The sequence below is a fragment of the Kineococcus sp. G2 genome (assembly GCF_037154035.1).
Lineage (GTDB): Bacteria > Actinomycetota > Actinomycetes > Actinomycetales > Kineococcaceae > Kineococcus.
In genome coordinates this window covers 16,606-28,759 of sequence record NZ_JBBBEM010000136.1, presented here as the reverse complement: position 1 = coordinate 28,759, position 12,154 = coordinate 16,606, and the positions used below count along the sequence as shown (strand labels likewise).

Annotated in this window: 14 protein-coding genes; 7 read left to right on the top strand and 7 right to left on the bottom strand. The window is 77.6% G+C overall.

The window, feature by feature from the left end; translation table 11 throughout:
• Positions 1-123 (bottom strand): VOC family protein (locus V9U69_RS19405; RefSeq protein WP_442907831.1); only part of this gene is annotated, 123 nt, incomplete at its 3' end.
• A 96-nt stretch (positions 124-219) separates the two neighbouring features.
• Here V9U69_RS19405 and V9U69_RS18735 point away from each other — a divergent pair.
• From V9U69_RS18735 to V9U69_RS18715, 5 genes are all read left to right on the top strand, one after another.
• Positions 220-2,364: a RecQ family ATP-dependent DNA helicase gene (locus V9U69_RS18735; protein WP_337063393.1), complete on the top strand. Its 2,145-nt coding sequence runs from the start codon at positions 220-222 to the stop codon at positions 2,362-2,364.
• Positions 2,365-2,488: 124 nt separating this feature from the next.
• Complete coding sequence (locus V9U69_RS18730) at positions 2,489-2,869, top strand: VOC family protein (RefSeq protein ID WP_442907830.1); 381 nt, start codon at positions 2,489-2,491, stop codon at positions 2,867-2,869.
• An 82-nt stretch (positions 2,870-2,951) separates the two neighbouring features.
• Positions 2,952-3,914: a PfkB family carbohydrate kinase gene (locus V9U69_RS18725; RefSeq protein ID WP_337063391.1), complete on the top strand. Its 963-nt coding sequence runs from the start codon at positions 2,952-2,954 to the stop codon at positions 3,912-3,914.
• 54 nt (positions 3,915-3,968) lie between these two features.
• Positions 3,969-4,322 (top strand): ArsR/SmtB family transcription factor, encoded by a 354-nt coding sequence (locus V9U69_RS18720; RefSeq protein ID WP_337063390.1) that lies wholly within the window; start codon positions 3,969-3,971, stop codon positions 4,320-4,322.
• On the top strand, positions 4,319-5,248 hold the full coding sequence (locus tag V9U69_RS18715; protein ID WP_337063389.1) for a cation diffusion facilitator family transporter: 930 nt from the start codon (positions 4,319-4,321) through the stop codon (positions 5,246-5,248). Before V9U69_RS18720 ends, V9U69_RS18715 begins: the two co-directional genes overlap by 4 nt.
• 19 nt (positions 5,249-5,267) lie before the next feature.
• Here V9U69_RS18715 and V9U69_RS18710 read toward each other — a convergent pair whose 3' ends face one another.
• Positions 5,268-6,176: a TIGR03620 family F420-dependent LLM class oxidoreductase gene (locus V9U69_RS18710; RefSeq protein WP_337063388.1), complete on the bottom strand. Its 909-nt coding sequence runs from the start codon at positions 6,174-6,176 to the stop codon at positions 5,268-5,270.
• Between the two features lie 218 nt (positions 6,177-6,394).
• On the opposite strand from V9U69_RS18710, the gene V9U69_RS18705 reads away from it, so the two are divergent.
• A complete protein-coding gene (locus V9U69_RS18705; protein ID WP_337063386.1) occupies positions 6,395-6,754 on the top strand; it encodes a DUF3817 domain-containing protein in 360 nt (119 codons plus the stop codon).
• Here the strand turns inward: V9U69_RS18705 and V9U69_RS18700 are convergent.
• The 4 genes from V9U69_RS18700 to V9U69_RS18685 form a co-directional block, all read right to left on the bottom strand.
• A complete protein-coding gene (locus V9U69_RS18700; protein WP_337063385.1) occupies positions 6,699-7,082 on the bottom strand; it encodes a hypothetical protein in 384 nt (127 codons plus the stop codon). The genes V9U69_RS18705 and V9U69_RS18700 overlap by 56 nt on opposite strands.
• Before the next feature lie 1,003 nt (positions 7,083-8,085).
• The gene (locus V9U69_RS18695; RefSeq protein ID WP_442907829.1) at positions 8,086-9,147 is read right to left on the bottom strand and encodes an NAD(P)/FAD-dependent oxidoreductase; all 1,062 of its coding nucleotides are present in this window, start codon (positions 9,145-9,147) and stop codon (positions 8,086-8,088) included.
• Positions 9,148-9,250: 103 nt separating this feature from the next.
• Complete coding sequence (locus V9U69_RS18690; RefSeq protein WP_337063382.1) at positions 9,251-9,826, bottom strand: nuclease; 576 nt, start codon at positions 9,824-9,826, stop codon at positions 9,251-9,253.
• On the bottom strand, positions 9,823-10,923 hold the full coding sequence (locus V9U69_RS18685) for a helix-turn-helix transcriptional regulator (RefSeq protein ID WP_337063381.1): 1,101 nt from the start codon (positions 10,921-10,923) through the stop codon (positions 9,823-9,825). The genes V9U69_RS18690 and V9U69_RS18685 overlap by 4 nt, the downstream gene beginning before the upstream one ends.
• 66 nt (positions 10,924-10,989) lie before the next feature.
• Here V9U69_RS18685 and V9U69_RS18680 point away from each other — a divergent pair, with 66 nt between their 5' ends.
• Entirely contained in the window at positions 10,990-11,523 is a 534-nt protein-coding gene (locus tag V9U69_RS18680) for a DinB family protein (RefSeq protein WP_337063380.1), read from the top strand.
• A 5-nt stretch (positions 11,524-11,528) separates the two neighbouring features.
• On the opposite strand, the gene V9U69_RS18675 is transcribed toward V9U69_RS18680, so the two are convergent.
• A complete protein-coding gene (locus V9U69_RS18675) occupies positions 11,529-12,152 on the bottom strand; it encodes a hypothetical protein (RefSeq protein ID WP_337063379.1) in 624 nt (207 codons plus the stop codon).
• Positions 12,153-12,154: the final 2 nt, after the last annotated feature.

The following is a 12,154-nucleotide window of genomic DNA, read 5'->3' as shown; positions in this document are numbered from 1 at the left end:
GGTGCCGAAGCGAGGGTGCGGTCCGCCGTCGACCACCCGCACCCCGAGCAGGGACGCGAGCCGCCGGGCCGTCCCGTGCAGACCCTCGGGACCGGCGGCGTAGCCGACGTGGTCGACGCGCATGGTCACAGCCTCTCAGCACGCGCCGCGCCCCGCGGCGCAGGGCCGCCCCGCGGCGCCCGGAGCACCGTGTCGGAGGGGGCTGGCAGCATCCCGCCCGTGCCAGCAGCCGTCGCGAACACCGCCGCCCCCGACACCCTGGACCTGCGCGAGGAGGCCGAGGGGGTCCTGCGCCGCCTCGTCGGCGACCCGGCCGCGCGGCTGCGCGAGGACCAGTGGACGGCCATCGAGGCGCTGGTCGCCGGGCGACGGCGCGCGCTGGTGGTGCAGCGCACCGGCTGGGGCAAGTCCGCGGTGTACTTCGTGGCCACCGCGCTGCTGCGAGCGCGCGGCGCGGGCCCGACGGTGATCGTCTCGCCGCTGCTGGCGCTGATGCGCAACCAGATCGCGGCGGCCGAGCGGGCCGGGGTGCGGGCGGTCACGGTGAACTCCACGAACGGCGAGGAGTGGGGGCGCGTCTTCGAGGACGTGCGCGCCGGCGCGGTCGACGTGCTGCTGGTCTCCCCCGAGCGGCTGAACAACCCCGGCTTCCGCGACGAGGTGCTGCCGCCGCTGGCCGCCACGACCGGCCTGCTGGTGGTCGACGAGGCGCACTGCGTGTCCGACTGGGGGCACGACTTCCGGCCCGACTACCGCCGCATCCGCACGCTGCTGGCGGACCTGCCGGAGGGCATCCCCGTGCTGGCGACCACGGCGACCGCCAACGCGCGCGTCACCGCCGACGTCGCCGAGCAGCTGTCGGTCAGCGGCACGCGCACGCTCGAGGACGTGCTGGTGCTGCGCGGCTCCCTGGACCGGGAGTCGCTGCGGCTGGCGGTGCTGCGGCTGCCCAGCCACGCGCACCGGCTGGCGTGGCTGGTGCAGCACCTGCCGCAGCTGCCCGGCTCCGGCATCGTCTACGTGCTCACGGTCGCCGCCGCCGCCGACGTCGCGAACCACCTGCGTGCGCACGGTCTGGAGGCGGTCGCCTACACGGGGCAGACCGACCCGGCGGAGCGGTTGCGGGCCGAGGACGACCTGGTGCACGACCGCGTCAAGGTGCTCGTGGCGACCAGCGCGCTGGGCATGGGCTTCGACAAGCCGGACCTCGGCTTCGTCGTGCACCTGGGCGCCCCCTCCTCCCCCATCGCCTACTACCAGCAGGTGGGGCGCGCGGGCCGCGGCATCGCCGACGCCCGGGTGGTCCTGCTGCCGGGGGCGGAGGACCGCGACGTGTGGCGCTACTTCGCCTCCCTCGGCTTCCCCGGCGAGCAGGACGTGCGCCGGGCGCTGAGCGCGCTCGCCGAGGCGGGCCGGCCGCTGTCCACGCAGGCGCTGGAGGCGCAGGTGGACCTGCGGCGCAACCGCCTGGAGATGATGCTCAAGGTCCTCGACGTGGACGGCGCGGTGCGCCGGGTTCGCGGCGGCTGGGAGGCCACCGGCCGCGAGTGGGCCTACGACGCGGAGCGGTACGCGCGGGTGGCAGAGACGCGCGACGTGGAGCAGCAGGCGATGCTCGACTACGAGGCCACCGGCGGGTGCCGGCTGGAGTTCCTGCGGCGCGCGCTGGACGACGCCGACGCCGCCCCGTGCGGACGGTGCGACAACTGCGGCGGCTTCGACGTGCCTCGGGACCTCGACGAGGACGCCGTGCGGGCCGCCGGCGAGGACCTGACCCGGCCCGGGGTGCCCCTGGAGCCGAAGAAGCTCTGGCCCAGCGGCATGGCTGCCCTGGGCGTGCCGCTGTCGGGGAAGATCGCGGCGCAGGAGCGCCCCGAGGTGGGCCGCGCGGTGGCCCGCACCACCGACCTCGGCTGGGGGGCCGCCGTGCGCGAGCTGTTCGCCGCCGCGGCACCGGACCAGGAGACGCCCGTGCCGCTGCGCCGCGCCGCAGCGGCCGTGCTCGACGACTGGGCCCGTGACCTCGGCCTGGAGGGGGTGGTGGCGATGTGCTCGGCGTCGCGCCCGCACCTGGTCGCCCACCTGGCCGAGGGGCTGGCGCGCTACACCGGGCTGCCGCTGCTGGCCACGTTCGAGCTGCACCCCGAGGCCGGTCCCACCCGCAGCGACGTGAACTCCGCGCACCGGCTGGCGCAGGTGACCGGGCGGTTCCGGCTGCCGCCGGGCGCACCAGTGCAGGGCCGCGCCGTGCTGCTCGTGGACGACCGCACCCGTACCGGGTGGACGCTCGCCGTCGCGGCGCGCGAGCTGCGCCTGGCCGGAGCTGCGCAGGTGCACCCCTTCGTCCTCGCCGACGGGGAGTGACCGGGGGCGCCGCAACCGGGAGCCTGGACGAGACGTGGGGACGACGAACGAGGAGGGCACCGTGGACGGGACCGGGGCGAGCGGGACGGGCGGCGGTGCGCAGCGCCCGGCGGTGCGGCTGGGGATGGTGGTGCTCGACACCCCCGACCCGCGGGCGCTGGCGGAGTTCTACGCGCAGCTGCTCGGGTGGCGGCTGGACCCCGGCGACACCTCCGACGACTGGGTGAGCGTGCGCGGCGAGGGCGGCACGGCGCTGGGCTTCCAGCGCGCACCCGGGATGCCGCGCCCCACGTGGCCCGAGGGCGGGGTGCACCAGCAGCTGCACCTCGACCTGGACGTCGACGACTACGACGAGCCGGAGGCCCGGGCCCTCGCCCTGGGAGCCACCGTGCTGGACGCCGGGCGCGACCACCTGGGGTTCCGGGTGTACGCCGACCCCAGCGGGCACCCGTTCTGCCTGTGCCGGCAGGCGCCGGACGGGGACGGCGCCCAGCCGGCCGGCTGAGCGGGCCGCGGGCCCGCGGCGGGACCCGGCGCGGGACCGGCCACGAGGTGCGGGGCACCACCGGCGCTGCGACGCTCGGCCCGTGACCCCGGCACGGACCAGCGCAGGCAGCACCACGGGCGTCGTCGAGGGGGTCGTGGTCGTCGTGGGCCAGGTGGGACGCGACCTGGCGCTCGCCGTGGACGAGCTGCCCGGCGCCGGCGGGTCCACGGACGTGCGCGAGCGCCGCGAGGTGCTCGGCGGCAAGGGCGCGAACCAGGCGGTGGCCGTCGCCCAGCTGGGGATGTCCGCCGCTGTCGTCGGGGTCGTCGGTGACGACGCCGCCGGGGAGGACGTCCTGGCGCAGGCGCGGCGCGACGGGCTGGACGTGCGGGCCGTGGTGCGGCGCGAGGGGGCCTCGACGGCGCTGCTGGTGGACGTCGTCGCGGGCGGTGAGCGGCGGCTGCTGGAGGACGTCTCCCCGGAGGTGCTGCTGACGGCCGCCGACGTGGAGGCCGCCTCGGGGCTGCTGCGGCGGGCGGCGGCGGTGCTGGTGCAGCTGCAGCAACCGGCCGAGGCGGTCGCCGCGGCGCTGCGGATCGCCCGCGAGGCCGGGCGCTTCGTCGTCGTCGACGGCGCCGCGCAGGACGCCGGGCTGCGCGAGCAGGTGCTGTCCACCGCGATCGTGCTGCGCGCCGACGCCCGGGAGGCGGAGCTGCTCCTCGGGCGCCAGCTCGACGGGCCGGACGACGTGCTCGCGGCCGCGCACGAGCTGGTGGGGCGCGGCCCGCGCCTGGTCGTGCTGGAGGCGGGGTCCGCCGGCAACGCCGCGGCGTGGGAGGGCGGCGGGGAACTGGTGCCGCTGACCGACGTGGACGTGGCCGACTCCACCGGTGGCGGGGACTCCTTCACCGCCGCGCTGGCGGTGGCGCTGCTGCGCGGGGAGGAGGTCGAGCGGGCGGTGCGGTGGGCGACGGCCGCCGCGGGGTCCACGGTGCAGCGGTTCGGCGGCCGCCCGGCGCTGTCCACGGACGAGCTGGACGAGCAGGCCGATCGGCTCGGCTGACCGCGACCGGCACGGCCGGCACCTCGGTACATCGATGCCTGTATCGTCGGCGAGGTGACCAGCACACCCGCGGACGTGCTCGCCCGCTTCGGCCACGCGCTCTCCGACCCGACCCGCGCACGACTGCTGCTCGCCCTGCGCGAGGGCCCCGGCTACCCGGCGGAGCTCGCCGGCACCCTGGGCGTGTCCCGGCAGAGCCTGTCCAACCACCTCGCGTGCCTGCGCGGCTGCGGCCTGGTCGTCTCCGAGCCCGAGGGGCGGCGGGTGCGCTACGAGCTGGCCGACCCCCGGCTGCGCCACGCCCTGGACGACCTGGTCGGGGTCGTGCTCGCCGTGCAGGAGGCGCTGTGCGCCGATCCGGCCGAGGGCACCGCCGCGGAGGCGGCCGCCCGCGAGGTCACCCCGTGAGCGCGGGCCACGGGCACGGGCACGGCCACGGGGCGGCGGAGCAGAACCGCCGCCGGCTCGCCGGGGCGCTGGCGATCACCAGCGCGGTCCTCGTCGCCGAGGCGGTCGGCGCCTGGGTCTCCGGCAGCCTCGCGCTGCTGGCCGACGCCGGGCACGTGCTCACCGACGTCGCCGGCCTCGTCATCGCGCTCATCGCCGCGACCCTCGCCGCCCGGCCGTCGAGCCCGCGCCGCACCTGGGGCTACCGGCGCGCGGAGGTCCTCGCCGCCACGCTGCAGGCCGCCGCGCTCCTCGCCGTCGGCACCTTCGTCCTCGTCGAGGGCGTGCAGCGGCTGGTGGAACCGCCACAGGTGTCCTCCACCGCGATGCTCGTCTTCGGCGCCGTCGGCCTGCTCGGCAACCTCGCCGCCCTCGCCCTCCTGCTGCGCGGGGAGGGCACCGGGAACGTCAACGTGCGAGCGGCCGTCCTGGAGGTCGTCAACGACGCGCTCGGCTCCGTCGCCGTCCTCGTCGCCGCCGCCGTCATCGCGCTCACCGGGTGGACCCGCGCCGACGCGGTGGTCTCGGTGCTCATCGGCGTGCTCATCGTGCCGCGCACGCTGAAGCTGCTGCGCGAGACCGTCGGCGTGCTGCTGGAGGCCACGCCCCCCGGCCTGGACCTCGACGACGTGCGCCGGCACCTGCTCGACCTGCCGCACGTGCAGGCCGTGCACGACCTGCACGCCAGCCAGATCACCACCGGGCTGCCGGTGCTGTCCGCCCACGTCGTGCTCGACGACACCTGCTTCCACGACGGGCACGCCCCCGAGATCCTCGACCAGCTCCAGGCGTGCCTGGCCGAGCACTTCCCGATCGCCGTGGAGCACTCCACGTTCCAGCTCGAACCCGTCGGGCACGGCGGGCACGAGACCGCCACCCACGACTGAGCAGCGGCCCCGCGACCCCTCAGCCGATGAGCGCGCGCGCCAGCCGCCCCCACTGCTCCAGCGGGAAGTCGTCGCCGGAGGCGGTGAGCACCTGCACGGCGACCTCGTCGGCGCCCGCGTCCACGTGCCGGGCCAGGCCCGCGACGACGGTGGCCGTGTCGCCCCACGGGATCAGCTCGTCGATGAGGCGCTCGCTGCCGCCGTCGGCGAAGTCCTCGTCGCCGTACCCGAAGCGGCGCAGGTTGTTCGTGTAGTTCGGCAGCGCCAGGTAGCCGGTGGCGTAGCGGCGGGCGATCGCGCGCGCCGCGTCCGGGTCCTCCTCGAGGACGACCGCGACCTCGGGCGCCAGCAGCACGCCGTCGCCGAGGACCTCGCGCGCGTACGTGGTGTGGGCGGCGGTGGTGAAGTACGGGTGTGCGCCCAGGGAGCGGTCGCGGGCCAGGCGCAGCATCCGCGGGCCCAGCGCGGCCAGCGCCCGCCGCTCGCGCGGCACCGCGCCGGCGGCGTCCAGGGCGTCGAGGTGCTCGACGGTGCGCGAGTACGGCTTCGAGTAGTCCTCGCCGGTCCGCTCCACGATCGCGGCGTGGCTGTTGCCCAGGCCCAGCAGGAACCGGCCGGGGTGGCGCCGCTCCAGGTCGGCGAACCCCTCCGCCGTCTGCTCGGGGGTGGCGGCGTAGACGCTGACGATGCCGCTGGCCACGCCGATCTCCTCGGTGCCGTCCAGCAGCTCGCCGAAGACGGGGTGCAGGCCGGGGTCGAACCCGCCGGAGAGCCAGATGCGGGAGTACCCCAGCGCCTCGACCTCGCGGGCGGCCTCGCGCGCCTCGTCGCGGCGGGCCGGGTCGGCCCAGGGGGCACCACCCCACAGGCTCATGCGGGCCCGGGCCGCGGGCACGGTGCTGTCGGGGGTCAGGGGGAGGTCGGTCACGCCCTCACGCTAGGCAGGCCCCCGGTGGCCCGCACCCCGATTCCCACCCCTCGGTGATCAAGGAAGTTGCAACTTCCTTGATCACCGAGGGGTGGGGACGAGTGGGCGGGTGGGTGGGGAGGGAGGGGCGTGACCGATGCCACGCCCGGGGGCGGCACCGGCGTCTCCTACAGGGCGTCAGACTTGAGGAACCCGCCGACAGCCCCGAGGAGGACCCCGTGCCCGCCGCCGCCCGATGGTTCCGCGTCATCGCCTTCGTGGAGGCGGTGTCGTGGACGCTGCTCCTGATCGCCATGTTCCTGAAGTACGTGGTGGAGACGGAGACCCCGCACGAGGGCGGCGTGCCGATCGCCGGGCCGATCCACGGCGCCGCGTTCGTCGTCTACCTGCTCTCCGCCGCCTGGGCGGCGCGGACGATGAAGTGGCGACCCGGCACGGTCGTGCTGGCGCTCGCCGCCTCGGTCCCGCCGCTGTTCACCGTCGTGTTCGAGCGCTGGGCGCACCGCACCGGCCGCCTCGGCGTCACCACGCGATCGCGTCGAACGACGCCCGCAGCCGCCGCCCCCTCGAAGGGCTGATCCCCTCCACCCACCCGATGCGCCCGGCCAGGTGCGCGCGCAGGCCCACCCCGCCGGGCGCGTCCACCGACGCCGGGCCGTGGACCGCGCAGCGGTGCAGCACCGCCTTGAGCCGGTCGAACTCCCCGCGCACCGGGTTCGGCCGCTCGTTGACGACGACTCCGGTGACGAACTGGCGCTGCCCGCGTCCGCGCACCGTCGTCTTGGCCGGGTTCAGCGCGGACCCCTCGTCGGCCGCGAGCTCGCCCACGCACCGCACCAGCCGGTCGGCGCCGGCCGCCAGGCCCGGGCCGCCGCTGAAGGTGACGTCGTCGGCGTAGCGGGTCACGCGCGCGCCGAGCGCGTCCGCCAGGCCGGCCAGGCGGTGGTCCAGCGAGCGGAACGCGCGGTGGACGCGGGGGGGCGTCCACCGAGGCGAAGAACGCCGACAGGTCCACGCGCACGACGACGTCGGCGCCGCAGTGCTCGCGCGCGCCGGTGACCGCCGAGCGGCCCGGCACGAACCCGTGCACCGCCGCCGGGGCGGGCACCGCGTCCAGGACCTCGCGCAGCAGGGTCCGCTGCAGCGCCCGCAGGCGCGGCTTCGGCGCCTCCGGCAGCCGCGGCGCACCGCGCTCGGCGACCCACGCCGCCCGGTAGTGGTGCAGGGCGGTGCCGTGCGCGCGGCGCTGCCAGCCGCGCACGTCCGCGAACCGCTCCAGCTCCCCCGGCGCGATCCCCAGCAGCGCGGCGAGGTCGGCGGCGCCGTGCAGGGGCGGCACGGGCCAGCGGGCCGGGCCCATCCGCGCCGGCACGGCCGCCAGGTGGTGCACCCGCAGCGGGCGGCCGCGACGGTGCGCGGCCGCGAGGGCGGCGGTCAGCTCCGGGTGCGCCGCCCGGTGGGCGGTCAGCGCGCGGGGCGCGTCGTGCGGCGGGCGGGGGTGCGCGGCGACGACGGCGGCGGCCAGGCGCTGCAGCCACGCGGCGCGGCGCAGGCCCAGCGTCCGCCGCCCGGCGGCGGCCAGCGCAGAGGCTTCCCACGGGGCGTCGAGGAAGGCCGCCGCGAGCGCCGCGGCGACCGAGCCGCTCACCGGCGGCCCGCCCGCCGGGTGCCGGGACGGGAGATCACGGGCCGAGGGGTGTGCGGTGGTGCCGGGCGACCCGTCCCGTCGTGCGGGGACGCTGCTGCGCGCAGCGCAGCGGGGTCCCCGCGGCGCCCTGCCGTGGTCGTCGCGCTGTCCCCGGGGGAACCCCGGAGCGGCGTCGCCGGCGTGCCGGCTCTGCCCTCTCGCCCGATGCACCACCGCACGCCCCGACCGCAGGCGCCGCCGGTGACACGGGGGGAAGAGCGCTCAGAGCCCGTGGGCCCGCGCACCGCGCACGAGCTCACCCGCCCGCGCCTCGGAGCGCGGTGCGAACACCTCGGCAGGACCCGCGGTGGTGCGGGTTCTGCGGGCGGCAACAGCACGGTCCGCGTCCTCGGCGGCGAGCTCGGCGTTCAGGGCCGCACCGGCCATCGTGCCCGCCGCGGCGGAGGAACCGACCTGGGCCGTCGGGTCGGCGACGTTGCCCGCGACGCGCAGGCCGGGCACGTCCGTGGCCCCGGCGGGCCCGGCGGGCAGGGCGGTCCCGATCACGGCCCCCATCGCCTCCACCGGCACCGGTGCCAGGCCCAGACCGGCGAGGAACCCCTCGCGCACGAGAGGGCGGGAGGCCACGGCGAGCGCCCGGGCGGGCACGACGCGACCGTCGGCCAGCCGGACACCGGTGAGCGCGTCGCCGGCCACCCGCAGTCCGGTGGCCGGTCCCTCGACGACGGCGATCCCGCGCGCGGCGAACCGCTCCCACTGCTCCTCGGACGGCTCGGCGCCGTGCAGGACGACGGTGACGTCGTCGCTGAGCTGGCGCCACAGCAGCACCTGGTGGAAGGACACCGGGCTGGTGGCCAGGACGGCGATCGGCTGCTCGCGCACCTCCCAGCCGTGGCAGTACGGGCAGTGCAGGACGTCGCGGCCCCACCGCTCGCGCAGGCCCGGCACGTCCGGCAGCTCGTCGGTGACGCCGGTGGTCACCAGCAGCGCCCGCGGGCGCAGCGCACGCCCGTCGGCGAGGACCACCTCGAAGCGCTCGACGGCGCCGGCGTCCAGGCGGCGGGCGGTGACGACCTCGCCGTCGACGACCTCACCGCCGTAGCCGGCGAGCTCGCGTCGGCCGATCGCCAGCAGCTCGCGCGGCGCGACGCCGTCGCGGCTGAGGTAGTTGTGCGCCCCCGCGGCGGGCGCGTTGCGCGGTTCCCCCGCGTCCACCACGACCACCCGGCGGCGCGAGCGCGCCAGCGCCACCGCACCGCTCAGGCCGGCGGCACCGCCGCCGACCACCACCACGTCCAGACCGTCCCGGACTCCCTGCTCCACCACGTGCTCGTCCACTCGGACCACCTCCGCGCAGGACGGTCGCCCGGCGAGGGTGCCGCGGTCGAGCGTCGGTGCCGGAACGGCAAACGCGTGGGACGGGCGGCTACAGGTAGCGCAGCGGGTCGAAGTCGGCGAGCGGGATGATCCGCACCCGCGGCAGGACCACGTTGAACGCGCGCACGTCGTCCTCGAGGTCGTACACCCGCAGGCCTCGCTCGGTCAGCGCGGCGTACTGGCTGTTGACGAACTCGCGGAACGCGAAGAGGCCCACGCGGCGAGTGCCGTCGAGCAGCGCCTCCACCTGCGGCAGGAAGTCGCCGTCGTGGCTGGCGAGGAGCACGTCGCCCTCGCGGCCGGCCAGCGCCTCCAGCGTGCGCTGGATGCCGATGTCGACGACCTTCTCGCCCGGCCCGCCGGACAGCGGGATCGGCTGGTAGCCCAGCGCGAGCAGCGCCTGCACGAACGACATGGGCAGGTAGCCGGAGGTGGCGTTGAGGAAGAACAGGCCCTTGGCGGGCTGCTGGTGGGTGGTGCGGGCGAAGTCCAGCAGCCGCTCCCAGCGGGGGCGCTGCTCGGGCGCGGGGCGGCCGTCGAGGATCGAGGCGCCCAGGGTGGCGTCGATGTTCTCCCCGTCGACCACCACGTAGGTGGTGGTGCTGCCGATCGTCGCGCTCGTCACGCCCCGAGGCTAGCGCCCGGCGCCGCGGCTCCCGACGCCAGCGCGCCGCCGTCCGCGGTCGCCACCGCGCCGCCGTGATCAAGGAAGTGGCAACTTCCTTGATCACGGCGGGGAGGGTGGTGGAGCGGGAGGGCGGGGTGGCGGGGTGGCGGGGTGGGGCCCAGGCGGGCGGCCCAGGCGGCGAGGTGCTCGCGCAGCTCCGGCGGGTCCAGGACCTCGAACGGCGCGCCCGTGCGCAGCAGCGCGAACGCCGCCCAGTCCAGCGAGCCCGTCGCCACGCGCAGCTCGCAGCGGTCCTCCCCCGCCTCCTGCACGCGTCCCCACCGCCCGACGGAGCGGCGCACGACGGCCGCCGGGGCCTCGATCCGGGCGCGCACCTCGTGGTGCGGCCAGGCGCCGGTGAACCGGCGGCGCACGAACTCCCCGGCATCGCCGCCCGGGACCTCGCGCGGGGCGAACGCGCGGCCCGTGGGGCGCACGTCGCGCACCCGGTCCAGCCGGAAGACCCGCCAGTCGTGGCGGTCCACGTCGTGCGCCAGCAGGTACCAGTGCGGGTCCATCCGCACCAGGCGGTGCGGGTCGGCGCAGCGCGCGGCCGGGGAGCCGCCGGTGCCGGTGTGCTCGAACCCCACCCGCTCGCGCGCCCGGCACGCCTGGGCCAGGGCGGTGAGGACGCCCGGGTCCACGCCCGCGGCAGGCTCACCCCAGCGCGCCGGGACGGTCGCCTCCCCCAGCGCGTCGGCGCGGCGGCGCAACCGGGCCGGCAGCACGGCGATCACCTTCGCCAGCGCCCGCACCGACGCCTCCGCCGTGCCGGCCACGGCGCTGTCCGCGGCGGCCTGCAGGCCCACGACGAGGGCGACGGCCTCGTCGTCGTCCAGCACGAGCGGCGGCAGGCTCGCTCCCGGCAGCAACCGGTACCCGCCGGCGCCGCCGCGGTGCGCCTGCACGGGGTAGCCCAGCTCCCGCAGGCGGTCCACGTCGCGGCGCAGCGTGCGCAGCGACACCTCGAGCCGGGCTGCCAGCTCCGCGCCGGCGACGAGGCGGTGCGACTGCAGCAGGGACAGCAGCTGCAGGGTGCGCGCGCTGGTGGACACCGGGCCTCCGGGAACTCGTCGGGGAAGCGGTCAGGAACTGGCACCTTCCCCGGCGAGTGTGGAGGCATGACCACGACGACGAACACCCCCACCCCCGCCTCCACCGCCCCGACCCGCGAGGTCGAGGACCTGCTGAGCACCCTGGCCCTGCACCGCGGGTTCCTGCGCTTCACCGTGCGGGACCTGACCGACGAGCAGGCCGCCCGGCGGACCACCGTCAGCGAGCTGTGCCTGGGCGGACTCGTCAAGCACGTCGCCCTGATGGAGGCGAGCTGGACCGGGTTCATCACCGAGGGCCCGCGCGCCGTCGCCGGCGACGACGGGAGCTCGTGGGCCGACGGGTTCCGGCTGGCCAACGGCGAGCGCCTGGCCGACGTCCTGGAGCGCTACGACGCCGTCGCCCGCCGCACCGAGGAGGTCGTGCGGGCCCTGCCCGACCTGGACGCCGACCGGGAGCTGCCGCCGGCGCCGTGGTTCGAGCCGGGCGCGCGCTGGACGGCGCGGCGGGTGCTGCTGCACCTGATCGCCGAGACGGCCCAGCACGCCGGTCACGCCGACGTGCTGCGCGAGTCCCTCGACGGGCAGAAGACGATGGGGTGAGCGCGTCACCGGGCGCGGCCGGGGGTGCCGCGGCGGCGCAGGCCGGCGGCGCGCAGCTGCAGGTCCGCCAGGGCCCGCAGCGCTGCGGGGTCCTCGCGCGCCCAGGCGCCCGCCGGGTCCGGGTGCGCGGCCAGCAGCTCGGCCGCCGACCGGGTGTGCAGGGCGCGCAGGGCCAGCAGCCGCTCCCCGCCCGCGGTGGCGGCCAGGCGCCGGGCCTCGTCGGCGCGGCGCTGCCAGCGCCACCGGGGGACCAGCCGCAGCAGCGTCACCAGCAGGGCCGGCACCACCGCGGTCGCCACGCCCAGCACCGTCGCCAGCTGCGTCACGGCGTCCACCTGCTCCTGCCCCGCGGCCGCCAGCGAGGCCGCGCCGTCGGCGGCCCGCCGCAGCGGCCCGGTCAGCTCGTCGCCCACGAGCGGCAGGTCGGCGGCGCCCTCCCCCGCGCCGTCGAGCTGCCGCGCCAGGTCCGCCGCCCCGCCGGCGAAGCCCCGCGCCGGGTCGGCGAGCGCGGAGACGGCGCCGTCCACGGCGCGGCCCAGCAGCACCGAGGCGGCCACGAGCACCAGCCACACCGCGTCGGCGGTGACCTGGCGGGCGCGCACGGCGGGCAGGTCCGCGTACCAGCGCACGG